The sequence below is a fragment of the Streptomyces sp. NPDC017890 genome, assembly GCF_044328675.1.
Lineage (GTDB): Bacteria > Actinomycetota > Actinomycetes > Streptomycetales > Streptomycetaceae > Streptomyces.
This window is the reverse complement of record NZ_JBIRHU010000002.1, coordinates 257954-282124: the sequence shown is the minus strand read 5'-3', so window position 1 is coordinate 282124 and position 24171 is coordinate 257954. Positions and strand designations below refer to the sequence as shown.

Annotated in this window: 23 protein-coding genes and 1 pseudogene; 10 read left to right on the top strand and 14 right to left on the bottom strand. The window is 70.8% G+C overall.

Annotation, left to right across the window (positions count from 1 at the left end):
* Positions 1-16 precede the first annotated feature (16 nt).
* The gene (gene alr / locus ACH4F2_RS04245; RefSeq protein WP_398131125.1) at positions 17-1183 is read right to left on the bottom strand and encodes an alanine racemase; all 1167 of its coding nucleotides are present in this window, start codon (positions 1181-1183) and stop codon (positions 17-19) included.
* A gap of 69 nt (positions 1184-1252) precedes the next feature.
* Here alr and ACH4F2_RS04240 point away from each other — a divergent pair, with 69 nt between their 5' ends.
* Genes ACH4F2_RS04240 through ACH4F2_RS04225 form a run of 4 tightly spaced genes read left to right on the top strand, consistent with a single transcriptional unit; the run spans position 1253 to position 4345 of the window.
* Positions 1253-1624, top strand: coding sequence for a holo-ACP synthase (locus ACH4F2_RS04240; protein WP_398131124.1), 372 nt, complete (start codon positions 1253-1255; stop codon positions 1622-1624).
* A gap of 5 nt (positions 1625-1629) precedes the next feature.
* A complete protein-coding gene (locus tag ACH4F2_RS04235) occupies positions 1630-2337 on the top strand; it encodes a formylglycine-generating enzyme family protein (protein WP_398131123.1) in 708 nt (235 codons plus the stop codon).
* 52 nt (positions 2338-2389) lie between these two features.
* Positions 2390-3841, top strand: coding sequence for an NAD(P)H-hydrate dehydratase (locus ACH4F2_RS04230; protein WP_398131122.1), 1452 nt, complete (start codon positions 2390-2392; stop codon positions 3839-3841).
* Positions 3842-3883: 42 nt separating this feature from the next.
* Positions 3884-4345, top strand: a complete 462-nt coding sequence (locus ACH4F2_RS04225; RefSeq protein WP_398131121.1) for an ASCH domain-containing protein — start codon at positions 3884-3886, stop codon at positions 4343-4345.
* A gap of 1 nt (position 4346) precedes the next feature.
* On the opposite strand, the gene ACH4F2_RS04220 is transcribed toward ACH4F2_RS04225, so the two are convergent.
* Positions 4347-5330, bottom strand: coding sequence for a hypothetical protein (locus ACH4F2_RS04220; RefSeq protein WP_398131120.1), 984 nt, complete (start codon positions 5328-5330; stop codon positions 4347-4349).
* Between the two features lie 313 nt (positions 5331-5643).
* Between ACH4F2_RS04220 and ACH4F2_RS04215 the strand changes: the two are divergent.
* Positions 5644-5838 (top strand): annotated as a pseudogene (locus ACH4F2_RS04215) (DUF397 domain-containing protein); the annotation flags it as partial.
* On the opposite strand, the gene glmS reads toward ACH4F2_RS04215, so the two are convergent.
* Positions 5799-7646, bottom strand: coding sequence for a glutamine--fructose-6-phosphate transaminase (isomerizing) (gene glmS, locus ACH4F2_RS04210; RefSeq protein ID WP_398131119.1), 1848 nt, complete (start codon positions 7644-7646; stop codon positions 5799-5801). The pseudogene ACH4F2_RS04215 and the gene glmS sit on opposite strands and share 40 nt — an antisense overlap.
* A gap of 112 nt (positions 7647-7758) precedes the next feature.
* Positions 7759-8577 carry a hypothetical protein gene (locus tag ACH4F2_RS04205; RefSeq protein WP_398131118.1) on the bottom strand — a complete coding sequence of 273 codons (819 nt, stop codon included), beginning with the start codon at positions 8575-8577 and terminating at the stop codon, positions 7759-7761.
* A gap of 276 nt (positions 8578-8853) precedes the next feature.
* Between ACH4F2_RS04205 and coaA the strand changes: the two genes are divergently transcribed.
* Together coaA and ACH4F2_RS04195 are read left to right on the top strand one after the other, a co-directional pair.
* On the top strand, positions 8854-9843 hold the full coding sequence (coaA, locus tag ACH4F2_RS04200; RefSeq protein WP_398131117.1) for a type I pantothenate kinase: 990 nt from the start codon (positions 8854-8856) through the stop codon (positions 9841-9843).
* Between the two features lie 31 nt (positions 9844-9874).
* Entirely contained in the window at positions 9875-10816 is a 942-nt protein-coding gene (locus ACH4F2_RS04195; protein WP_398131116.1) for a DUF389 domain-containing protein, read from the top strand.
* Between the two features lie 41 nt (positions 10817-10857).
* Here the strand turns inward: ACH4F2_RS04195 and glmM are convergent, their stop codons facing one another.
* The 4 genes from glmM to ACH4F2_RS04175 all read right to left on the bottom strand — a co-directional run bounded on the left by glmM (position 10858) and on the right by ACH4F2_RS04175 (position 14922).
* Positions 10858-12216, bottom strand: a complete 1359-nt coding sequence (gene glmM, locus ACH4F2_RS04190) for a phosphoglucosamine mutase (RefSeq protein WP_398131115.1) — start codon at positions 12214-12216, stop codon at positions 10858-10860.
* Positions 12217-12509: 293 nt separating this feature from the next.
* Positions 12510-13022, bottom strand: a complete 513-nt coding sequence (rpsI, locus tag ACH4F2_RS04185; RefSeq protein ID WP_398131114.1) for a 30S ribosomal protein S9 — start codon at positions 13020-13022, stop codon at positions 12510-12512.
* Positions 13023-13064: 42 nt separating this feature from the next.
* Positions 13065-13508 (bottom strand): 50S ribosomal protein L13, encoded by a 444-nt coding sequence (gene rplM, locus ACH4F2_RS04180; RefSeq protein WP_031041507.1) that lies wholly within the window; start codon positions 13506-13508, stop codon positions 13065-13067.
* Positions 13509-13716: 208 nt separating this feature from the next.
* Positions 13717-14922 (bottom strand): glycosyltransferase family 87 protein, encoded by a 1206-nt coding sequence (locus ACH4F2_RS04175; RefSeq protein ID WP_398131113.1) that lies wholly within the window; start codon positions 14920-14922, stop codon positions 13717-13719.
* A 74-nt stretch (positions 14923-14996) separates the two neighbouring features.
* Between ACH4F2_RS04175 and ACH4F2_RS04170 the strand changes: the two genes are divergently transcribed.
* Positions 14997-15884 carry a hypothetical protein gene (locus ACH4F2_RS04170; protein ID WP_398131112.1) on the top strand — a complete coding sequence of 296 codons (888 nt, stop codon included), beginning with the start codon at positions 14997-14999 and terminating at the stop codon, positions 15882-15884.
* Between the two features lie 15 nt (positions 15885-15899).
* Here the strand turns inward: ACH4F2_RS04170 and ACH4F2_RS04165 are convergent, their stop codons facing one another.
* Entirely contained in the window at positions 15900-17273 is a 1374-nt protein-coding gene (locus ACH4F2_RS04165) for a cellulose binding domain-containing protein (protein ID WP_398131111.1), read from the bottom strand.
* 479 nt (positions 17274-17752) lie between these two features.
* On the opposite strand from ACH4F2_RS04165, the gene ACH4F2_RS04160 reads away from it, so the two are divergent.
* The gene (locus ACH4F2_RS04160) at positions 17753-18865 is read left to right on the top strand and encodes a glycosyltransferase family 2 protein (protein WP_398131110.1); all 1113 of its coding nucleotides are present in this window, start codon (positions 17753-17755) and stop codon (positions 18863-18865) included.
* A gap of 24 nt (positions 18866-18889) precedes the next feature.
* Positions 18890-19102 carry a hypothetical protein gene (locus tag ACH4F2_RS04155; protein WP_398131109.1) on the top strand — a complete coding sequence of 71 codons (213 nt, stop codon included), beginning with the start codon at positions 18890-18892 and terminating at the stop codon, positions 19100-19102.
* Between the two features lie 83 nt (positions 19103-19185).
* Here the strand turns inward: ACH4F2_RS04155 and ACH4F2_RS04150 are convergent, their stop codons facing one another.
* From ACH4F2_RS04150 to rpsK, 5 genes are all read right to left on the bottom strand, one after another.
* Positions 19186-20694, bottom strand: a complete 1509-nt coding sequence (locus ACH4F2_RS04150; protein WP_398131108.1) for a polysaccharide deacetylase family protein — start codon at positions 20692-20694, stop codon at positions 19186-19188.
* A gap of 221 nt (positions 20695-20915) precedes the next feature.
* Positions 20916-21773 carry a tRNA pseudouridine(38-40) synthase TruA gene (gene truA, locus ACH4F2_RS04145; RefSeq protein WP_398131107.1) on the bottom strand — a complete coding sequence of 286 codons (858 nt, stop codon included), beginning with the start codon at positions 21771-21773 and terminating at the stop codon, positions 20916-20918.
* Between the two features lie 169 nt (positions 21774-21942).
* Positions 21943-22449: a 50S ribosomal protein L17 gene (rplQ, locus tag ACH4F2_RS04140; RefSeq protein WP_398131106.1), complete on the bottom strand. Its 507-nt coding sequence runs from the start codon at positions 22447-22449 to the stop codon at positions 21943-21945.
* A gap of 144 nt (positions 22450-22593) precedes the next feature.
* Positions 22594-23616 (bottom strand): DNA-directed RNA polymerase subunit alpha, encoded by a 1023-nt coding sequence (locus tag ACH4F2_RS04135; protein ID WP_003966937.1) that lies wholly within the window; start codon positions 23614-23616, stop codon positions 22594-22596.
* A gap of 144 nt (positions 23617-23760) precedes the next feature.
* Positions 23761-24165 carry a 30S ribosomal protein S11 gene (rpsK, locus tag ACH4F2_RS04130; RefSeq protein ID WP_003948617.1) on the bottom strand — a complete coding sequence of 135 codons (405 nt, stop codon included), beginning with the start codon at positions 24163-24165 and terminating at the stop codon, positions 23761-23763.
* Positions 24166-24171 lie beyond the last annotated feature (6 nt).

The window sequence follows — 24171 nt, the reverse complement described above, 5'->3', positions numbered from 1 at the left end:
GCGCCGGACGGACGCGTCACTCGTTCACGTAGACGCGCGGAACGCGTGTTCCGATGCGGGTGACGATCTCGTACGCGATGGTGCCCGCCGCCTGTGCCCAGTCCTCGGCGGTGGGCTCGCCGCGGTCGCCGGCGCCGAACAGCACCGCCTCGGTGCCCGGCTCCGGCCGGTCCCCGCCCAGGTCGACGACGAACTGGTCCATCGCGATCCGCCCCGCCACCGTGCGCCACTTGCCGTCGACCAGGACGGGGCCGGTGGAGGAGGCGTGGCGCGGGACACCGTCCGCGTAGCCGAGGGGGACGAGGCCGAGGGTGGTCACGCCGGGGGTGGTGTAGTGGTGCCCGTAGCTGACGCCGTGGCCGCCGGGGACCTGCTTGACCAGGGCCAGCGAGGCGGCCAGCGTCATCACGGGCCGCAGTCCGAAGTCGGCGGGGGTGCCGATCTCGGGGCTGGGCGAGACGCCGTACATCGCGATGCCGGGCCGTACGAGGTCGAAGTGGGTCTCGGGGAGGGTGAGCGTGGCCGGCGAGTTGGCGATGTGCCGCACGTCGGGGCGCACGCCCTGCTGCTCGGCGTACGCCGTCATCTCGTGGAAGACGGCGAGCTGGGCGGCGATGGACGGGTGCCCGGGCTCGTCGGCACAGGCGAAGTGCGACCAGAGACCGGTGACGCGGAGCAGCCCCTCGTCCTCGGCCCGCAGGGCCGCCCCCACCAGCTCGGCCCAGTCCTCGCCGGGCTGGCAGCCGTTACGGCCGAGCCCCGTGTCGGCCTTGAGCTGCACGCGCGCGGGGCGCCCCGCCCGGCGTGCCGCCCCGGTGACCTCGTCCAGGGCCCACATCCCGCTGACGGACACGTCGAGACCGGCCTCGACGGCCTCCCGCCAGGGGCCGCCGGGTGTCCACAGCCAGCACATGATCCGCACGTCGTCCGGCAGTGCCGGGTCCGCGCGCAGCGCGAGGGCCTCCTGCGGCGTGGCGGTACCCAGCCAGGTCGCGCCCGCCGCGACGGCCGCGCGGGCGCACGGAATCGCGCCGTGACCGTAGGCGTCGGCCTTGACGACGGCCATGAGAGCCGCCCCGGGGGCCCGTTCGCGCAGTGCGCGGACGTTGGCCCGCAGTGCGGCCAGGTCGATCTCGGCACGGGCCCGCGACACCGCGTCCCGCCGAGCAGCTGTCTCACTCATCGTGCCCCCAGTCTCTCAGAGCACCCGGACCCCGTTCCCGCGCGCTCACCAGTCGTTAGGGTGCCCGGCATGAGCATCATCGGGGTCGGGATCGACGTGGCCGAGATCGAGCGGTTCGGGGCGTCGCTGGAGCGCACTCCGGCGATGGCCCGGCGGCTGTTCCTGGAGAGCGAGTTGCTGCTGCCGAGCGGGGAGCGCCGGGGCATCGCCTCGCTCGCCGCCCGGTTCGCGGCGAAGGAGGCACTGGCCAAGGCGCTCGGCGCGCCGGCCGGACTGCACTGGACGGACGCCGAGGTGTACGTCGAGGACAACGGGCGGCCGCGGCTGCGGGTGACGGGGACGGTGGCGGCGCGGGCGGCGGAGCTGGGGGTGGCGTCGTGGCACGTGTCGCTGAGCCATGACGCGGGGGTGGCGTCGGCGGTGGTGATCGCGGAAGGCTGACGCCCATGAACGTCAGTGGTGCGGGTGTCGAGAACGTGGGTGCGGGGACCGGGACGGGGATGGTCTGCGTACCGCCGGGACGGGTGATGCTGTCGGACCGGCGGACGCGGCGCAGTTGGCCGGTGGAGGTGGCGTCCTGCCGGCTGGGGGTGTTCCCCGTCACGCGGGCGGAGTACGCGCGGGTCACCGGTCAGCCGCCCCCGGGCGCGCGGGAGGAGCGGCTGCCCGTCACGGAGGTCTCCTGGACGGACGCGGTCGGGTTCTGCAACTCCCTGTCGCGGCGCGAGGGGCTCCGTCCGGCCTACCGCGTCGACGCCGACGGCGCCGTCGCCTGGGACACGTCCGCCGACGGATACCGCCTGCCGACCGAGGCCGAGTGGGAGCACGCCTGCCGCGCCGGGACCGACGGCCCGCGCTACGGCCCCCTGGACGACATCGCCCGGTACCGCGGCAACTCGCGGGAGCGCGTCCACGAGGTGGGCGGCAGGCTGCCGAACGCGTGGGGCCTGTACGACACGCTCGGCAACGTCTGGGAGTGGTGCTGGGACCTCTACGACGCCGAGGTGTACGGCACCTACCGGGTACTGCGCGGCGGCGGCTGGTTCGACGAGCACTGGAGCGTCCGGGCCTCCGTGCGGCGCCGCAGCCACCCGACGTTCCGGGTCGACGACGTGGGCTTCCGCGTCGCCCGCTCGGCAGGAGGGGATCAGTGACGTCGCGGGGCGGGTCCGTGACGTTCACGGCGTACGGGGAAGACTCGACGGCATGCGGACTGCGTACAGCGTGGAGATGGTCAGGAACGCCGAACGGGAGCTGATGGCACGGCTTCCGGAGGGCGCGTTGATGCAACGGGCCGCGGCCGGGCTCGCCGCCGCCTGCGCGGAGGTGCTCGGGCGGGTCGCCGGACGGGTGTACGGCAGCCGGGTGGTGCTGCTGGTCGGGAGCGGGGACAACGGCGGCGACGCCCTGTACGCCGGGGCGCGTCTCGCCCGGCGGGGGGCGGGCGTGACGGCGGTGCCGCTCACGCCGGAGCGCGCGCACGGCGGCGGGCTGGCGGCGCTGCGCCGGGCGGGCGGACGGGTCACGGAGCCCGGGTCCGCCGAGGAGTTGATCGAGCGGGCCGATCTGGTCGTCGACGGCATCGTCGGGATCGGCGGCCGGGGCGGGCTGCGTCAGGAGGCGGTACCGCTCGCCGGCGCGGCCGCGCGGTCGCGGGCCGCCGTCCTCGCCGTCGACCTGCCGAGCGGGGTCGACGCGGACACCGGGCAGGTGCGGGGGTCGGCGGTCCGGGCCGACCTGACGGTGACGTTCGGGACGCACAAGCCGGGGCTGCTGATCGATCCGGCGCGGGAGTACGCCGGGTCGGTGCGGCTGGTGGACATCGGGCTGCGGCTGCCGGACGACGCGGCCGAACTGGAGGCGTTGCAGCACGCGGACGTGGCCCGGCTGCTGCCGGTGCCGGGCGCGGAGAGCGACAAGTACCGGCGGGGGGTCGTCGGCATCGCCGCCGGGTCGGCCCGATATCCGGGCGCGGCCGTGCTCGCCGTCGCCGGGGCCCTGCGGGGCGGGGCCGGGGCGGTGCGGTACGTCGGACCGGCCGGGGACGCGGTCATCGCCCGCTACCCGGAGACGCTCGTCTCCGACCAGGGGCCGAAGCGGGCGGGGCGGGTGCAGGCGTGGGTCGTCGGTCCGGGCGCCGGGGACGACGCCGGGACCGTGGCCGAGGTGCTGGCGGCCGAGGTGCCGGTGCTGATCGACGCGGACGGACTGCGGCTGGCCGACGCGGGCGCGGTGCGGGGTCGTACGGCACCGACGCTGATGACGCCGCATGCCGGGGAGGCGGCGGCGCTGCTCGGGGTGGCCCGCGAGGAGGTCGAGGGCGCGCGCCTGGCCTCGGCGCGTGAACTGGCGGGGCGGTACGGGGCGACGGTGCTGCTGAAGGGGTCGACGACGGTGGTGGCCGGGGCGGAGCGAGGCCCGGTGCGGGTCAACGCGACGGGCACGTCGTGGCTCGCCACGGCGGGCAGCGGGGACGTGCTGTCGGGGCTGGCGGGCTCTTTGCTGGCGGCGGGACTCCCCGCGCTGGACGCGGGGAGCGCGGCGGCGTACGTCCACGGCCTGGCGGGCCGTTTCGCGGCGGACGGCGCGCCGACAGGGGCGCACGACGTCGCGGAGGCGATCCCGGGGGCGTGGCGGGACGTGGCTCGGGCAGAGTGAGCGGGGGTGTGCCGTGGGACGCCCGGGTCCTACGGTGTTCGCATGACGCCAGTTCCCGCTTGGGACCCCACGGACCTCGCTTCGTTGCCCAGGGCCGAGTTCGCCTTCCCCGGCCCACTGCGTGACCAGCTGGTCGCGGCGATCCTCGACGGCTCGAAGACTTCGACGACCGGCCTCGTCGTCGACTACGAGCACGAGGGCGATCCGCTGCCGGAGGTCGGGAGCCGCGAAGTGGTCGTCGACTCCCAGGACCGCCCGGTCGCCGTCATCGAGGTGACCGGCGTGCGCGTCGTCCCGCTGGGACAGGTGGATCTCGCCCACGCGGTGGACGAGGGCGAGGGATACACGAGCGTGGCCGAGTGGCGGGCGGGCCACGAACGGTTCTGGCACGGCGAGGAGATGCGCGCGGCCCTGAACGACCCGGGCTTCTCCGTTGACGACACGACCCCGGCGGTCCTGCAGCGCTTCCGCCTGGTCACCGTGGTGCACCCGGCCGACGGGTGACTCACTCCGAGCGGCGCTCCTCCCGCGGCTCGTCCGGCACCCCCGCGAACAGCTCTTCCACTCGCTCGACCGTCCCGGCCCGGTCGAGCCAGTCGTCGAGGCGAGCGAGGTCCGAGCAGCCGGTGACTCGGGCGCGGGCGTCGTCGGACACCATCAGGCCACGGACTTCGAGCACCCGCAGGACACCCTGGGCCTTCCCCTTGGCCCTGCCCACGGCCTCCCCCTCGGCCCTGCCCTCAGCCCTGCCCTCAGCCCTGCCTTCGGCTTCTCCCTTGGCCCTGCCTTCGTAGTACGTCTCCTCCCAGACCGTTCCCCTGCCCGGGAAATACGAGATGACCATCTTCTCCAGCTCCCTCCACGTCTCTCGGGCCGGAGTGTCCTCCAGGCCCACTTCCAGCAGTTCCGACCAGTACTTGGCCGTGGGTTTGTCGAACGACCGCATTCCACGGGCCAGCAAATGCAGTATGGCGTCGATGTCCCGGCTTTCGCTGTGCACGATGGCGGAGAACGTCGCCAGCGCCGGCTCTCGCGCCACCACCGCTTCGTCGCTGATTTCCGGAACACTGTCCGGCCCCAGCACGAAGGGGCGCGTGACCTGGGACTCCCACGGCCCGACCCGGCATGCGAAGGGCCCGGCGGCCCAGGCCGCCGTGGACCGGTTGCGGCAGACCGCGACGAGCAGTACCGGCAGGCCGAACTTCGCACGCAAATACGCCACGTAGTACGGCCAGTTGACTTCCTTGCCAGCGGCTTTACGGGTCTGGGCCTCGACGGCGAGCACGAAGCTCTCCCCGTCGGACGGCTCGACCTTCAGCACCGTGTCCACACGGCGCTCAAGCGGTTTCAGCTCCGTGGCATCGGGAGTCATGAGCTCGATCTCCGCCTTGGCGGGCGGCGGCATGCCTAACGCCTCGAAGATCGGCGTGAGAACCTCCGGATGATCCTGGAAGATCCGGTGCGAGGTCTCGTGGGTGGATGTGACCATGCGCGCAACCTATTTCGGGAGTAGGGCTCGATTTCCGCGTGATCGGAATGCGTTCACCCTTTCGAGCGGCGAGGAAACGTTCACGCCGTCCGCGCCGCAGCGCCCAGTTCGTACCCAGGCTGGATACGGCCGTTGGCGACTCACCCCACACCACCGTCCTCATCGACTTCCGAGGCCCAGCTCAGCGTTCTTCGAACACTCCTCCGTAGACCGGAAGCCGCGTCGCTGGATCCCGTGCCTTCGCATGACTTCGTCCACGGCCTGACCGAGGAAGCGTGAACACGTCGTCAGCACCCTCGACAACTGGCGCGAGTCTTCTTACTCCAACGCCGGGGACGGCGCTTCCTGCGTGGAGACAGCCCGCTCCCCCACCCCCTTCGCCGTCCGCGGTTCAAAGACCCCGGCCGGGGCGGTCCTCACCTTCCCGGCCGGGACCTTCGCCACCTTCCCCGACGCCCTGAGGCCCGCTCACTCCACCGTCACCGACTTCGCCAGGTTCCGCGGCTGATCCACCTCGTTGCCCCGGGCCGTCGCCAGTTCGCAGGCGAAGACCTGGAGCGGGACCGTCGCCACCAGCGGCTGGAGCAGCGTCGGGGTGGCGGGGATGCGGACGAGGTGGTCGGCGTAGGGGACGACCGCCTCGTCGCCCTCCTCGGCGATGACGATGGTGCGGGCGCCGCGGGCGCGGATCTCCTGGATGTTGGACACGATCTTGTCGTGGAGGACGGAGCGCCCGCGCGGGGAAGGGACGACCACGACGACCGGCAGGTCCTCCTCGATCAGCGCGATCGGCCCGTGCTTCAGCTCGCCCGCGGCGAAGCCCTCGGCGTGCATGTACGCCAGCTCCTTGAGCTTGAGGGCGCCTTCGAGGGCGACGGGGTGGCCGACGTGCCGGCCCAGGAACAGCACCGTGTTCTTGTGGGCGAGGGAGCGTGCCAGTTCCCGTACGGGCGTCATCGTCTCCAGCACCTGTCCGACGGCGCCGGAGATGCGGGAGAGGTCGCGGACGACGTCGCGGATCTCGTCGCCGTACTTCGTGCCGCGCACCTGGCCGAGGTACAGGGCGACGAGGTAGCAGGCCACCAGTTGGGTGAGGAAGGCCTTGGTGGAGGCGACGGCGACCTCGGGGCCGGCGTGGGTGTAGAGGACCGCGTCGGACTCGCGGGGGATCGTCGAGCCGTTGGTGTTGCAGATGGCGAGTACCTTGGCGCCCTGTTCGCGGGCGTGGCGCAGGGCCATGAGGGTGTCCATGGTCTCGCCGGACTGGGAGATCGCGACGACCAGGGTCTGCTGGTCGAGGATCGGGTCGCGGTAGCGGAACTCGCTGGCCAGCTCCACCTCGCAGGGGACGCGCGTCCAGTGCTCGATGGCGTACTTGGCGATCAGCCCGGCGTGGAAGGCCGTACCGCACGCGACGACGACGACCTTGTCGACCTCCCGGAGCACCTCCGCGGGGATGCGGACCTCGTCCAGGCTCAGTGTGCCGGATCCGTCGATGCGGCCCAGGAGGGTGTCGGCGATCGCTTTCGGCTGCTCGGCGATCTCCTTGAGCATGAAGGAGGCGTAGCCGCCCTTCTCGGCGGCCGAGGCGTCCCAGTCGACGTGGTAGGAGCGGACGTCGGCCGGGCTGCCGTCGAAGCCGGTGACCGTCACACCGTCCCGGCGCAGCTCGACGACCTGGTCCTGGCCCAGTTCGACGGCGTCCCTGGTGTGGGCGATGAAGGCCGCCACGTCCGAGGCGAGGAAGGACTCGCCCTCGCCCACGCCCACCACGAGCGGCGAGTTGCGGCGGGCGCCCACGACCACGTCGGGCGCGTCCGCGTGCACCGCGACCAGCGTGAACGCGCCCTCCAGCCGCCGGCACACCTGCCGCATCGCCTCGGCGAGGTCGGAGCGGGAGGAGAACTCCTCGGCGAGCAGGTGGGCGACGACCTCGGTGTCGGTCTCGGAGGCCAGGTCGTGGCCGCGTTCCGCGAGCTCGGCCCGCAGCGCGGCGAAGTTCTCGATGATGCCGTTGTGGACGACGGCCACCCGGCCCGCGTTGTCGAGGTGCGGGTGGGCGTTGGCGTCGGTCGGTCCGCCGTGCGTGGCCCAGCGGGTGTGGCCGATGCCGGTGACGGCGGCCGGCAGTGGCCGTTCGGCCAGTTCCTTGTCCAGGTTGACGAGCTTTCCGGCGCGCTTGGCGGTGGCGAGGCCACCGTCCGCGAGCACGGCGACGCCCGCCGAGTCGTATCCCCGGTACTCGAGTCGCTTCAGTCCGGCCATCACGACATCGAGCGCCGACTGCGACCCCACATATCCCACGATTCCGCACATGAACGGCAGCCTACGATCACTTTCGATCTCAAACCGGCCTTCTCATGCCCGAAATCGGAAATTCCCACCGGGGTACGAACGCCGCCGGCGGGCCCGCCGCCAGTGCCGGGCGTCAGCCGAGCTTGGCTACCTGCGCGTCCACGACGTCCATGGGGACCTCGAAGTCCACGCCGCTCATCATGGAGGAGAGGTTGGTGGCGCTGAAGGAGGCGAGCGTGCCGCCCTTGCGGACCGCGACGACCTTCATGGGCGCGTTGGCGTCCTGGCCGATGTCGATGCCCAGGGTGACGGCGACGCCCTCGTCCCCGCCCTTGGGGGCGGCGGCCGTGGTGACTTCGGCGACCCGCATCTTCTCGCTGTCCACGGTGGCGGTGAAACCGCCGGCGCACTTCTCGGTGGCCGTCTTCAGCTCCGCCAGCGCCTGCTCGGCGCCGCCGCCGGCGTAGGAGGCGACGTTCAGTCTGATCATGTTCACCTGGACCTCGGTCATGTCCTGGCCGTCCGGGCCCGAGCCCTCGGAGAGCGTGTCCGTCTGCCCCTCCCAGGAGCGCTTCACCTCGGCACCCGGCTCACCCTGGGCCGCCGCCGCGACGGCGAGGGCGAGCGGCAGACAGGCCTTGTCGTCCGTCGAGATCTTGTCCTTGGCGACGTCCTCGTCCGCCGGGATCTCGGTGGCGACCTTGCCGTTCTTGACGTCCGCCTGGGCGAGAGCGATCTTCTCCAGCTCGGCGGCGCCCAGCGCGTCACCCGCCGGGGCGGACCGGCCCGACTCGGCCTCGGCGCCACCCGCCGGGGCGGACCGGCTCGACTCCGCCTTGTCGTCACCGGCCGCGTCACCGTCGTCGGACGACCCGCCGCAGGCGGTGACGAGCAGGGTCAGGGCGGCGGCGGAGGCCACGAGGGCGGTGCGGCGAACAACGGTCGATCTCACGTCGGCACTCTTTCATCGGGATGATGTCGGGTCGTGCGGGAGGGTCTCGGGCCCTGCGAGAAGACGCCGGGGCCGTGTCAGGCATGCCCTGCCCTGCCGAGACCTGCGGAGGGGGCTCGCCCGGCCCTGTGCACCGTACATACGACAATCACACACACGATCGATAATCAGCCACCCGTACTCGCCCGTAACTTCGCCGGGCCACCGGACACGGCGGACCGGCCGACGTGACACAGCCCACCCGCCACCCCGTTCGAACTCCGTTAACAATGGACTGTGATCTCATCGGTCTCCTCGATGCCCAGGAGCGCCCACCGGCAGCGGCCGGAGGCGACTCCCTACGTCGACCTCACCCGTCCCGAGTGGAGCGCGCTGCGCGACAAGACGCCGCTGCCGCTGACCGCCGACGAGGTCGAGAAGCTGCGCGGCCTCGGCGACGTCATCGACCTCGACGAGGTGCGGGACATCTACCTCCCGCTGTCCCGGCTCCTCAACCTCTACGTCGGTGCCACCGACGGCCTGCGCGGCGCGCTGAACACCTTCCTCGGTGAACAGGGCTCACAGTCCGGCACCCCCTTCGTCATAGGGGTCGCCGGCTCGGTCGCGGTCGGCAAGTCCACCGTCGCCCGCCTGCTCCAGGCACTGCTGTCCCGCTGGCCCGAGCACCCGCGCGTGGAGCTGGTCACGACCGACGGCTTCCTGCTGCCCACCAAGGAGCTGGAGGCCCGCGGCATGATGTCCCGCAAGGGCTTCCCCGAGTCGTACGACCGGCGGGCCCTCACCCGGTTCGTCGCCGACATCAAGGCGGGCAAGGGCGAGGTGACCGCCCCCGTCTACTCCCACCTCATCTACGACATCGTCCCGGACCAGAAGCTCGTCGTCCGCCGCCCCGACATCCTGATCGTCGAAGGCCTCAACGTGCTCCAGCCCGCGCTGCCCGGCAAGGACGGCCGCACCAGGGTCGGTCTCGCCGACTACTTCGACTTCAGCGTGTACGTCGACGCCCGCACCGAGGACATCGAGCGCTGGTACCTCAGCCGGTTCCGCAAGCTGCGCGAGACCGCCTTCCAGAACCCGTCCTCGTACTTCCGCAAGTACACCCAGGTGTCGGAGGAGGAGGCGCTCGACTACGCCCGCACCACCTGGCGCACCATCAACAAGCCCAACCTGGTGGAGAACGTGGCCCCGACCCGGAGCCGGGCCACCCTGATCCTGCGCAAGGGGCCCGACCACAAGGTGCAGCGGCTGAGGCTCCGCAAGCTGTGACGGCGGCTCGCGCAGCCGGTAGAAATACCGGATGCTGCATCTGCGCCTGATCACCCCGGCCGAGCACACCGACGAGGTGGTCCACCTGATCGACCGGACGGTCGGCACCACTCACCTGGTCGTCCTGCCGGGTGCCGCCCGCGACCCCGAGGGCGACGTCGTCATGTGCGACGTGGCCCGCGAGGCCGGCGACGAACTCATCAACCGGCTGAGGGCGTTGGGCATCGACAGCCGCGGCGCCATCACCGCCGAGAACATCGACCTGTCGCTCTCGAAGCACGCCGACAGGGCGGAGAGGGACGCGCCGGGCGAGCCCGCCGACGCGGTGCTGTGGGAGCAGTTGGAGGAGGCGACGCACGAGGAGTCGACCCTCTCCATCACCTACGTCGCCTTCATCACCCTCGCCACGATGATCGCGGCCTGCGGTGTGGTGCTCGACAACGCGATCCTGATCGTGGGCGCGATGGCGGTCGGACCGGAGTTCGGCCCGCTGGCCGGCATCTGCACCGCGGTCGTGCAGCGGGCGCCGCGCCTGGCCCTGCGCTCGGCGATCGCCCTGCTGGTGGGCTTCGCGGTGGCGATGGCGGTGACGGTGGCGTTCAGCCGGGTGATGGACGCCTTCGGCCTCTTCAGCGAGAGCAAGCTCGACGCCGACCGGCCCAACACCGGCTTCGTCTACGCCCCGGACTGGTTCTCGTTCGTGGTGGCCCTCCTCGCCGGAGTGGCGGGCACGCTTTCGCTGACCTCCGCCAAGTCCGGCGCCCTGGTCGGCGTCGCCATCTCCGTCACCACGGTCCCGGCCGCCGCGAACGCGGCCGTGGCCCTGAGTTTCGGCGACACCGGCCAGATGGTGGGCTCCACCGAGCAGCTCCTGCTGAACCTGTTCGGCATCGTGGTGGCGGGCACCCTGACGCTCCTCGCCCAGAAGGCGTTGTGGGCGACCCAGCGCAGCCGCCTCACGAAACCCGAGTAGGCCCCGGCCGTCGACGCCGGCCGGGGTCAGCTCCCCGGGAACTACCCCAGCGCCGACTTCACGGAATCGGCCAGCCGCCCGGCCACGGCCCGGGCCTGCTCGATGTCCGCCGCTTCCACCATCACCCGCACCAGCGGCTCCGTCCCGGAGGGACGCAGCAGCACCCGCCCGGTGCTCCCGAGCTCACGCTCGGCCTCGGAAACCGCCGTGGCCAGCTCGGCGGAGGTATCCACCCGCGACTTGTCCACGTCCGGCACATTGATCAGCACCTGCGGCAGCCGCTCCATGACGGACGCGAGGTCCCGCAGCGTACGGCCGGTCTGCGCGACCCGGGCCGCCAGCATCAGGCCGGTCAGCGTGCCGTCGCCGGTGGTGGCGTGGTCGAGGATGATGACGTGGCCGGACTGCTCGCCGCCGAGGGCGTAGCCGTTGGCCTTCATCTCCTCCAGGACGTACCGGTCGCCGACGCCGGTCTGCGCGAACCCGATGCCCTCGCGCTCCATGGCCAGCTTGAAGCCCAGGTTGGACATGACGGTCGCGACGACGGTGTCGGAACGCAGCGCGTCGCGCTCCCGCATCGCCAGCGCGAGCACGGCGAGGATCTGGTCGCCGTCCACCTCCGCGCCGGTGTGGTCCACGGCCAGGCAGCGGTCGGCGTCACCGTCGTGGGCGATGCCCAGGTCGGCGCCGTGCTCGACGACGGCGGCCTTGAGCAGGTCGAGGTGGGTGGAGCCGCAGCCGTCGTTGATGTTGAGGCCGTCGGGCACCGCGCCGATCGTGACCAGCTCGGCGCCGGCCCGCGCGAACGCCTCCGGCGAGACCCGAAAGGCCGCGCCGTGCGCCTCGTCGAGGACGATCTTCAGCCCGTCCAGCCGGTTCGGGAGGACGCCGACGAGGTGGGCGACGTACTGGTCGAGCCCCTCGTCGTACTCCCGCACGCGGCCCACGCCGGCTCCGGTCGGGCGGTCCCAGGGGGCGCCGGTGCGGTGCTCCGCGTAGACGGACTCGATGCGGTCCTCCAGCTCGTCGGCGAGCTTGTGGCCGCCGCGGGCGAAGAACTTGATGCCGTTGTCGGGCATGGCGTTGTGGCTCGCGGAGAGCATCACGCCGAGGTCGGCGCCGAGCGCGCCGGTGAGGTGGGCCACCGCGGGCGTCGGCAGCACGCCGACCCGCAGCACGTCCACGCCGGCGCTGGCCAGGCCCGCGACCACGGCGGCCTCCAGGAACTCCCCGGAGGCGCGCGGGTCACGTCCGACCACCGCGGTCGCCCGGTGCCCGGCGAAGGTGCCCGCCTCGGCCAGTACGTGCGCCGCGGCGACGGAGAGGCCGAGCGCCAGCTCGGCCGTCAGATCCGCGTTGGCGACACCGCGCACGCCGTCCGTGCCGAAGAGTCGTCCCACTTGTCCTCCTGAGGAAACGTCAATTCCGGAAGCGGCTGCCGATGAACGCGGCCCACGCAGTCGGCTCCCGTGGTCCGGGGCACGCACTGCCCGGCCATACGATCACACAAGCTCTTGAACGTTTGAACATTTGACCATGCTGGCGTCTCAACGTTTCAACGTCTTGTGCCGTTATACGCCCAACGAAGCGGATAAACGAACGCCCCGGCAGCACAGTGGCGTGCCGCCGGGGCGTTCGGAGTACGTTCGAGCGAGCTGAGCAGCCCGCGATACGTACGTGCAGGCAGCGAAGCTTAACGCTTGCTGTACTGCGGAGCCTTGCGGGCCTTCTTCAGACCGGCCTTCTTGCGCTCGACCGCACGGTCGTCGCGGCGGAGGAAGCCGGCCTTCTTGAGGGCGCCGCGGTTGTTGTCCACGTCGGCCTCGTTCAGGGCGCGGGCGACACCGAGACGGAGCGCACCGGCCTGACCGGAGACACCGCCACCCGCGATGCGGGCGATGACGTCGTAACGGCCCTCGAGCTCGAGCACCTTGAAGGGCTCGTTGACTTCCTGCTGGTGCACCTTGTTCGGGAAGTAGTCCTCGAGGGTGCGGCCGTTGATCTTCCACTTGCCGGTGCCCGGGACGATCCGGACACGGGCGATGGCGTTCTTGCGACGGCCCAGGCCGGCGGCCGGCTGGGGCTCGCCGAACGCGGAGGCCATGGACTCCGAGGTGTACTCGCCCTCGACGGGCACCTCGGACTCGGTGGTGTAGCTGTCGATGTCAAGCTCTTCGAGCGGCTGCTCGGCAGTGGTCTCGGCCACGATGCTCCTCAGATTCTCTTCAGTCTTAGGGGGTGGCCGGAACTACTGCGCGACCTGGGTGATCTCGAACGGCTGCGGCTGCTGCGCGCCGTGCGGGTGCTGGTCACCCTTGTAGACCTTCAGCTTCGAGAGCATCTGACGGCCCAGGGAGTTCTTCGGGAGCATGCCCTTGACGGCCTTCTCGATGGCCTTCTCCGGGTTCTTGTCCAGCAGCTCGTCGTAGCGCACGGAGCGCAGACCGCCCGGGTAGCCGGAGTGGCGGTACGCCATCTTCTGGGTCCGCTTGTTGCCGGAGAGGTGCACCTTGTCGGCGTTGATGATGATGACGAAGTCACCGGTGTCGACGTGGGGCGCGTAGATCGGCTTGTGCTTGCCGCGCAGGATGGAGGCCGTGGTGGAGGCCAGACGCCCCAGGACGACGTCCTGAGCGTCGATGACGTGCCACTGGCGCGTCACATCGCCGGGCTTGGGGCTGTACGTACGCACGGTTCGTAGCCTTCGCTTCTTCAGTGAGTGGTCCTGACATTGGTCACCGAAGACGATCACGACAGCCCTGACCGCACCGCGGTGACGCATACCGCGTGCAGATCGCTGGTCATCGGTCCCGGTGGACCGGTGTAAGGGCCCCTCACGTGAGAATGAGCAAGCCAATACACATACGACTGTGCAGAATACCCGGGGCCCCGCAGCCGGGTCAAAACGGGGTCGCCGAGGCCCGCGCCGGCTGCGGCGCGCCCCCGGCCCCCGCGTGTTCGCCGACGGCCCCCTCCGCGGCCCCGGCCCGCCGGGCGACCGCCACCGCCAGCACGCACAGGGTGAACGCGTCCTTGAAGGCCCGCCGCCGCTCCGACTCCAGCCAGGGCCAGGTCAGCCCCGGTACCTGGGGCACCAGGGCGACCCAGAACCAGGCCTCGCGGGCCACCGAACCGGCGTACGGCAGCCCGGCGAGCAGCAGCGGCAGGGCGACCAGGAGGTAGTGGTCGTAGGACGGCCGGGAGACGAGGAACGCCGAGAGCATCAGGCCCGCGCCGGTCTCCGCGAACCGCAGCGGACCGGGGCCGGTGCGACGCCAGCGCAGGTACGCGCAGAGCACCCCGGCGCCGGCCGCCGCCACCGCGAGCCCCTGGGCGAGCGCCCCCGGCACCCCGAGCCGGGGCAGCACCGCCGCCGGGGACGCCTCGTAGAGCCGTACGAAACCGTCGTCGCCGTGCAGCAGGAACGGCAGGGTGCGGGTGAAGAAGCCGGCCGGGTCGGGCATCAGCAGCGCCGCCGCGCCCGAGGCCAGCGCGGGCACCAGGACGGACGCCGCCAGCGCCCGCCACCGCCCGGCGAACAGGAAGAGCAGGACGACGGGCGCGAGCAGCGGCTTGAGCGCCACGGCCGTGCCGATGACCACGCCCGCCGCCGTCCACCGCCCCCGGCTCGCCAGCAGCAGCGACAGCGGCAGGGCCACCGCCGCCGTGACCGTCCAGTTGCCGAGGCGCACCAGGTGCCCGAAGGGTGCGAAGCCCACCGCGAGCCCGGTCAGCCCGAGGACCGCCAGCCGGCTGCGCAGCGGTACGCGGTGCAGGCGCAGCGCACAGGCCCAGGCCAGCGCCAGCAGGGCCACCGCCGCGCACGGCACCAGCACCCGCAGCACGGCCCCGGGCAGCAGTGCCTGCGGGGCCGCGGCCAGCACCGCGCTCGGGAGATAGAGGAAGTGCGGATCGTCGTACGGGGAGCCGCCGGCCAGCCAGGCACGGGCGGCCCGCACGACGATCGCGTTGTCCATCCCGCCGTCCGAGGTCACGCGCCCCGCGTGCACGGCGGACGCCGCCAGCACCGTCACGAGCACGGCCCGCGCGGGCCCGCCCGCGGGTCGCACCAACCACCCGGAGATGTCGTTTTTGCCCGTCCGCATGACCGGAACGCTAGGCGCTGCGAGGCCTGTGGACACGCACCAGCGCGCCGCTCGGCCCGTCTAAGATGCGGCCCATGAGCTTTGGGCAGGGGGGACCTCAGTCGCAGTGGGATCCCTGGAAACCGCAATCGCAACAGCAGCCCTGGAACGGTGGCGACGGGGGTGCCTCCCCCGACTGGGCGGCCCTCGCCGAGGCTTCCGAGGCCCGGGCCAAGCGGCGCCGCCTGTTCATCATCGGCGGGGGCGCGCTGGCCACCGTGGCGATAGCCGGCGCCGTCGCCGTGGCCGTGGTCTCCGCGAACGGGTCCGGCCAGGCCTCCGACGGCCCCTCCTCCCGGCTGCCCGCGACGGCGGACATACCCAGCGCGTCGGCCACGACCCCGTCGTTCGCCCCGACCAGCGCCCCGCCGCCGCTGGACCCGAAGGACTTCGTCTCCAGCGTCCAGAAGGACAAGGCCCCGCTCGGCCCGGAGCTGCTCTTCCCCGGCACCCAGCTGACCATGGGCGACACGGTCTACAAGAAGGGCCCGACGGCCGACACCCGCACCTGCGGCTCCGCCGCCCAGGGCACACTGCCCAAGGTCCTCGACGCCAACGCCTGCACCCGGCTGATGCGCGTCACCTACACCCGGGGTGACACCGCCGTGACGGTCGGCGTGGCCGTCTTCGACACCGAGGCGCAGGCGGTCAAGGCCAAGAAGCAGGCCGACAAGAAGAGCATCGTGCGCTCCCTGTCCGGCGGCGGCGTCAAGTCGTTCTGCTCCGGCGCCGTCTGCCGCTCCACCACCAACTCCTACGGCCGCTACGCCTACTTCACCGTCTCCGGGTTCACCGACGGCAAGAACGTGACGGAGAAGTCCACGCAGGTCTTCCGGGCCGGCGACGACCTCGCCGAGTTCACCTTCCGGCAGATCCGCCGGCGCGGCGAGGCCCAGGCATCGGCGGCGGCCCAGGCCGGCTGACCGCCGCCCTGCCGGTCACTCCCCGCTGAGCGTGTTCACGTGCCGGGTGCCCGCGGCGGCGAAGCCGGCCGCGGCCTTCGCCGCGTCGTCCGGTGAGACGACCTGACCGGACTGGAAGTAGACCCAGTCGACCTTCATCGCCCAGGAACGCTCTCCCTTGAAGGGGAGGTCGATGAACCAGTTGCTGAAGTTGATGCTCATCGGTTCGCGCGGAAGGTACGTCTTCCCACTGGTGAAGAGCACCTCGCCGTCCACCGAGTAGGTGACCTTGCCGTCGGCCGCGGTCATGGCCAGGGTGTGCCAACCGCCGAGCTTCGTCTGGTGGGGCTTGGTGACCCGGTCGCCCAGGTCGCTGCTGCGCCAGCTGGTGGTGTCGAGAATCGGACCGTAGCGGCCCCAGCCGCCGTTGGCCATGTACTCGAAGTCGAGTTCGCTGTACTTCTTCGACTTGTGGTCCGGCGAGATGGCGAAGACGGACTGGGAGACGTGATCGCCGTCCTGGCCGTTCACCGGTTCGTCGGTGAAGTACACGCGGGCGACGAACGTGCCGTCGCGGAACACCGGACGCGCGGTGTGGAACTCGGACTGCACCGTTCCCTTCTTGGTGCCGTCGGTACGGGCCTCCAGTCGCAGCGCCTGCCCGCCGTCCTCCTTCTCACCGGCGGGGAACGTGACCCCCTTCGCCGACCACGAGTCCTCGACGCCCGGGCCGCCCGCGCCGCTGCGCACCACCCAGCCGTTGGCGGCGAGCGACGGGTCCTCGGGGCCCGTGTAGGCGAAGTCGTCGAAGAGGAGGCCGGCGGGCGGCTGCACCGCTTCGGCGGGGGCGTCCGCGTCCGCGCGCCGGCCGGACCCCGCGGTCTCGCCGTCAGGCCCCTCGCCCCACACCTGCGCGCCGTCCAGGAAGGCCGTGACCTGCTCGGACTCCTGGTACGACGTCTTCTCCGCGTCGAACGAGTAGTCGTCCGACTGGTCCAGCTTCTTGTCGTCGACGCGGTACAGCTGGAGCCCGATCGCCTGGGTCGTCCCGCCGGGCTTCAGAGTGCCGGCCTCCCCCGCGAAGCCGACCTCCAGATAGTGGTCGGCCTTGGGACCGGCCTTCTGCGCGGCGTTCGTGTGCAGGGTGATCCTGGAGCAGTCGAGGGACGTCTGCACGCAGTTGGCCGCGAACCGGGCACCTTCGTCGGCGGTGTAGTGGTACCGGAGGGTGACGTCGGCGAGGTCCACCGCCTTGCCGGACGTGTTGATGACTTCCAGCCAGGGTGTGGCGGCGTCCGTGACCGTCGGGCCTTCGGTGCGGTAGCGGACGGTCAGGGCCGTGGAGTCGTCCCCGTCCGACGGCCACCACCGGTAGGCGGCCGCACCGGCGGCGGCCAGGAGGACCACCACAGACGCGATGATAAGGAAGCTTCGTCCTTTACCAGACGATTTACTGCGATGGGTCATGAAATACCCCAGATTCCATGGCTGGCTGTCGAGCGAATCTTAGGCACACGCTCACGGAACTCTCACAACCAGTCCCATCTCGCCCTGCACGTGACCTTATTCACTCCGACATCGCACAACCCCTGCCGCAATTGCCTGAATTGACCGTATTCATGGAGCCATAACGGACACCTAAGGATTGGCGCATTGTCCAGATTGCGCTACATACCCCTACTCGTAGCCGCATGCTCGTATCCGCAAGAGCCGGACATGCTTGCGGTATCTTCACAAGCGCATTCGTACTGCCCACGCAGAGTGGGTCTGTCACCTCAAAAGAAAAGCAGGGTGGGGGGATCGCCTTGTCCGTCATCGACACGGGCCACGACTGGGCTGAGTCGCAGCCGGCGGCTCGCAGCCGTCACCGAAGAGGCCGTGGTGGGCACGTGCGCGCCGCCTCCACCGCGACCCCCTCCATGGTCTACGAGACCGTCGTCCTGGTTCCCGCGAGGAACGAGGAGGTCGGAGTCTTCACCTCTCTCGAGTCCCTCGCCGGGCAGTCGCACCGCCCCGACCTGATCGTCGTGGTGGTCAACAACTCCACCGACCGCACCGAGGACTACGCGCTCCAGTTCGCCGAGGACGAGAGCACGCCGCCGACCGTGGTGCTGAACTTCGCGGACAACCCCCACAAGAAGGCCGGCGCCCTCAACTACGGCCTGAGCTGGCTCAGGGAGACCGTCGGCGGACGTCTCAACGGCCGCGTGGGCCACATCCTCGTCATGGACGCCGATACCGAACTGCACTCCCGGTTCATCGAGCGCGCCCGCAACGTCCTCTCGACCGACCCCGAGATCGGCGGTGTCAGCGCGGCCTGCCTCGGCCGTACCGACCTGTGGCGCAATCCCTGGCAGCGGTTCCTGCTCGGCATGCAGATCATCGAGTACGGCCGGGCGGCGACCTCTCGCTTCCGCAAGGACGTCCACACCATGTCGGGCGCCGGCTCCTTCTACCGCGCCGAGGCCCTGCAGGGTCTGATCGACTGGCGCGGCGAGGTGTTCTGGGAGGACCACCGCAACCTCGTCGAGGACTACGAGACCACCCTGGCGCTCAAGGAGTCCGGCTGGAAGGTCACGGCCAACCAGCTGTGCATCGCGTACACCGACCTCATGCCCACCCTGCGCGAGCTGATCCAGCAGCGCGAGCGGTGGAGCCGGGGCACCGTGGACGCACTGCGCCGCCGTGGCTGGACCAAGTTCACCTGGCACTCGATCATCACCATGATCCTGGGCCTGTTCGGCTTCGCGTACATCTTCATCTGGGGCGCCCGCCAGCTCGTCTCCGCGGCCCAGTACAGCCTGAGCACGCACCCGCTGCTGTGGGCCCTGCTCGCCTTCTGGATCATCTATCCCGCCCTGCGGGTACGGACCCTGGGCTGGAAGGCGATGCTCGTCGAGGCCCTGCTCATCCCCGAGCTGGTCTACACCGTCGTACGGGCCTACTGGCTCGTGTCGTCCATCCTCAAGTCCTACGTGACTCGTGTGTCGGCCTGGAAGTAAGAGACAGACAGGCGCAGGAGAAGAATGAACACCCTCAGAGGCCTTGGAGCCTGCGCGGTACTCGCGGGCATCGCCTACACCGTCACGAAGGTCACCCAGGTCGAGATCGTCGTCCTCGGCTTCACGTGCCTGGCCGTCACCCTCACCGTGCTGGGCTGGATACTCTCCGTCAAGCGGAGCCGTCATGACCGCCGAGCGGCGGGCGGCGGCGGCGGAAGGCGCGCGCGCCGCTCCTGACCGCACACCGTCGAACGCCGGGGGCGCCGCACAGATCCTGTGCGGCGCCCCCGGCGTCGTTCTGCAAACGGCCCGCGGCCGCCTCAGGTGTAGTGCGCCATCGCCTCCTGCACCGTCAGCACCTCCATGCCCCGCTTGTCGATCTCGCGCATCAGGCGGTCGAGGCCCTCGGTGCTCAGCTCCGTGTTCACCGTGGGAACACCCTCGACGATCCGGTGCAGGCACAGGATGAGCCAGTCGCCGTTACGCGCACAGCGGTCCAGCGCGCCGCCCGCCTTGATCACGTCGGCGAGCGTCTCACCGCCGATCTCCTTCCCGTCGTTGATCCCGGTCAGCGCCTTGAGCCGGTACGGCATCGCCGGAGCGAAGCTCTCGAGCGTCTCGGAGATGATGGACCGCGCGGTGGTGAAGTGCCGGGCGGCCAGCAGGTCGACGGGCACACCGTCGCGGGTCTTCCCGAACGCGCCGTGCGGATAGGCGAAGTGCTCGCTGGTGAAGCCACGTGCGACGAGCCACTCGCGCAGCTTGCGGAAGTCCTCGTCGACCTCCTCCGCGGAGAGTTTCGGGTAGCTCGCCTCGTGTGCCTTGAGCGAGTAGGCGTGTCCCGCCATCTCCCAGCCGGACGAGTCCTGCAGGGAACGCATCTGTCCGATGCCCATGAAGGGTTCGGTGTCTATCGCGTCGGCGATGTTGTAGAGCGTGCCGGGCATGGCGTACCGGTCCATGACCGGGCGGGCGAAGTCGTGCACCGACTCGTGCGAGTCGTCGAAGGTGATCGAGACGACGCCCTTGGGGAAGACGTCCGTGGTGTCCGGCACCACCTCGACGGCCTGGAGGCGGTACGTGACCGGCCCCTTGCCGTCGTCGTACACGGCGAACGACATGTCGGTGAAGCCCGACCGGGTCGACGGCTCACCGCGCGACGACAGCTTCCTGGCGCCGGACGCGCCGGTGACGTCCGCCCACTGCAGGTGGACGGTGACCCAGTCGCCCGACTGCACGTAGTTGGTGCCCTCGGCCGAGTGGTAGTGGAAGGTCCAGCTGAAGTGGTTCGCCAGTTCCCGGCTGCCCACGTAGAACTCCATACGGTCCAGATGGGCCACGTCCTGCACCTGGAAGACGAGCCGGATCATCTTCCCCTTGAGGTCGATCGGCTCCATGCCGGTACGGCGTACGAAGGACTGGACACCGTCGCCGCGCGTGGTGACCCGGCACGAGCGGTCGCCCCGGGTGAAGACCTCGGTGTCGGAGCCGGAGGACGCGACGCCCTCACCGCCGGGCAGCCACTCGTGCCCGTCCTGGAACTGCTCGCTCCAGGTCGCCCGCCGGTACCGCGGGCGGCGCCCGGTCGGGGCGTACGTCGGCGCGGTCAGGTTCTCGACACGCCCGCCCGCACCGAGATCGACGGCTGTGGTGCCGCTCTCGGCCGACGAGGGCAGGACCAGGTCCTTGCCCAGCACGCCCGCGGCCGCGCCGCCGGCCGTCAGCAGACCGCCGAGCCCCATCAGGCCGAGGGCCGACCGCCGGCCCACCTTCGCCCTGGAATCACGCTCGGCGGACGCCGACCCCGAGTGCTTACTGGATCTGGACAAGGTGACTCCCCGGCTCGCAGCGGACCAGGCCGCGCGCGACAGCACCGGACGGCCGCTCCCCATGGGCGCGTCCGGTGTGCAGGACAGGTGTCAGGACAGAAGTCGTGGCGGCCCGACGGCCTCGCTGTCCCTCAACATCCCACCGGCGAGAATTCCAGCGGATGACGCGAACGAGGCATCGTCGAACGGCAGTCTAGCGGGGCACGTCCCGCGCCGTGCGTTCAGCAGCAACTGCTGCCCGGCAGCGTCCTCTTGTTCCGCGCCTCCAGGTTGCGCGCCGCCAGCAGTCCGTCGGCCGGGTAGCCGACCTCCTCCAGCGTCAGCCCGTGCGGCCGTACGACGTGCACGGCCGAGTCCCGCACTCCGGCGGCGAGCACCTTCGCGGGCCAGTCCGGCGTGCGGTGGCCGTCGCCGACGAACAGCAGGGCCCCGATGAGGGAGCGGACCATGTTGTGGCAGAAGGCGTCGGCCCGGACGGTGGCGGTGATGATCCCGTCGTCCTCACCGCGCACCAGGCTCAGCTCCTGGAGGGTCCGGATGGTGGTGGCCCCCTCCCGCTTCTTGCAGTAGGCGGCGAAGTCGTGCTCCCCCAGCAGCCCGCGGGCGGCCTCGTTCATGGCGTCCACGTCGAGGGGCCAGTCGTGCCACAGCACGTGCCCGCGCAGCAGCGGGTCGACGCCGCCGGGGTTGTCGGTGACCCGGTAGGCGTAGCGCCGCCAGACGGCGGAGAACCGTGCGTTGAAGCCACTGGGCGCCTCCCTGAGGGCCCACACCCGCACGTCCCTGGGCAGCCGGCCGGCGAGCCGCTTGAGCAGCTTCGCGTTGTGCTCGGCCCAGACCTCGCGCTCCAGGTCGACATGGGCGACCTGGCCCCGGGCGTGCACCCCGGCGTCGGTCCGCCCCGCCACGGTCAGCTCGTACGTCCGTCCGGACCGCGTGACCGTCCGCAGCGCGTCCTCGATCTCACCCTGCACGGTCCGCCGCCCGCCGGCCTGCTTGGCCCAGCCGGAGAACTCGGCCCCGTCGTAGGAAAGGTCCAGCCGCACCCGCACGTACCCGGGCTCTACTTCGTCACTCACCCAACGATCCTCTCAGCACACACGAAAGCGGGCCCGCCCCTCGAAAGGAACGGGCCCGCCGACGCCCTGGAAGGGGCGCGGGGCTGCGCTCGACGTCCGGCTTCGCCGCGTGGGCGCGACCGGCCACGACGAAGCCGCAGCCGCCACCGCGCAGTCCCCGGCAGAACGCTTACGCGTCCTTCGACTCCTCGGCCGCAGCCTCGTCGTCGGCCTTGGCCGTGTCGACCTTGGCCTCGGAAACCTCGGCGGAGCCCTCGGCGTCCTTGGCGGCGCGCTTCGTGGCGGCCTCGGCTTCGCCGGTCGCCTCCTGCGCCACGGTCAGCGCCTCGACCAGCTCGATGACGGCCATGGGCGCGTTGTCGCCACGGCGGTTACCGATCTTGGTGATCCGGGTGTAGCCACCGGGACGGTTCTCGTAGCGCGGGCCGATCTCGGTGAAGAGCGTGTGCACGATGCCCTTGTCCGTGATCACCTGAAGCACCTGACGGCGGTTGTGAAGGTCGCCCTTCTTCGCCTTGGTGACCAGACGCTCGGCGTACGGACGCAGCTTGCGCGCCTTCGCCTCGGTGGTCGTGATCTTGCCGTGCTCGAAGAGCGACTTCGCGAGGTTCGCGAGGAGCAGCTTCTCGTGCGCGGCGCTGCCGCCCAGACGGGCACCCTTGGTGGGCTTCGGCATGATGTTTCTCCTAGGTGTCTGCCCCGGCCGTATCAGGTACCGAAGTCAGTATCCGAGCAGGCGGTCGCCTGTCGGAGATCCGGGACGCCTTTCGAACGCCCCGGAGGGTCCGCGCCCCGTGAGGGGCGCGGGGAAGGCCCGAGCTCAGTACTGCTCGGTCTCGACGAAGCCCGCGTCCGCGTCGTCGTCCGCGCCGAAGGCGTCGGCCGCGGCGGTCGGGTCGAACCCGGGAGGCGAGTCCTTCAGCGCAAGCCCCATGCCCGCGAGCTTGGCCTTGACCTCGTCGATCGACTTCGCACCGAAGTTGCGGATGTCGAGCAGGTCCGCCTCGGAACGCGCGACGAGCTCACCCACGGAGTGGATGCCCTCACGCTTGAGGCAGTTGTACGACCGAACGGTGAGCTCCAGCTCCTCGATCGGCAGCGCCAGGTCGGCGGCGAGCGCGGCGTCCGTCGGGGACGGACCCATGTCGATGCCCTCGGCGTCGATGTTCAGCTCGCGGGCGAGACCGAACAGCTCGACCAGGGTCTTGCCGGCCGACGCCATGGCGTCGCGCGGGCGCATGGCCTGCTTGGTCTCGACGTCGACGATCAGCTTGTCGAAGTCGGTGCGCTGCTCGACACGCGTGGCCTCGACCTTGTAGGTGACCTTGAGGACCGGCGAGTAGATCGAGTCGACCGGGATGCGCCCGATCTCCTGACCGACCTGCTTGTTCTGCACGGCGGAGACGTAGCCGCGACCGCGCTCGACGGTCAGCTCCATCTCCAGCTTGCCCTTGCCGTTGAGCGTGGCGAGGACGAGGTCGGGGTTGTGCACCTCGACACCGGCCGGGGGCGCGATGTCGGCGGCGGTGACCAGACCCGGGCCCTGCTTGCGCAGGTACATCACAACGGGCTCGTCGTGCTCGGACGACACGACCAGCTGCTTGATGTTGAGGATGAGGTCGGTGACGTCCTCCTTGACGCCCGGCACGGTGGTGAACTCGTGCAGGACACCGTCGATGCGGATGGACGTGACCGCCGCACCCGGGATCGAGGAGAGGAGCGTACGGCGCAGGGAGTTGCCGAGGGTGTAGCCGAAGCCCGGCTCCAGCGGCTCGATGACGAACCGGGAGCGGAACTCGTCGACGACCTCTTCGGTCAACGAGGGACGCTGAGCGATCAGCATGTGGTGTTCCTTCAGTCAGGGGCGCCCGCTATTTGACGCCCGACCAGTACTGCAAGGGTACGGGCGATACGGCCCGAAGAAGCCGTACCGCCCGTGGAAACCCTGGTGAAGCGAGATCAGACGCGTCGGTGAGGACGCGGCGGATCAGACGCGACGGCGCTTCGGCGGGCGGCAGCCGTTGTGCGGCGTCGGGGTGACGTCCTGGATCGAGCCGACCTCGAGGCCGGTCGCCTGCAGGGAGCGGATGGCGGTCTCACGACCGGAACCCGGGCCCTTGACGAAGACGTCGACCTTGCGCATGCCGTGCTCCTGCGCGCGACGGGCAGCCGACTCGGCGGCCATCTGCGCGGCGAACGGCGTGGACTTGCGCGAGCCCTTGAAGCCGACGTGGCCGGCGGAGGCCCAGGAGATCACGTTGCCGGTCGGGTCCGTGATGGACACGATCGTGTTGTTGAACGTGCTCTTGATGTGCGCGTGGCCGTGAGCGACGTTCTTCTTTTCCTTGCGGCGCACCTTCTTGGCAGCGCCCTGACGTCCCTTGGGGGGCATGTCGTT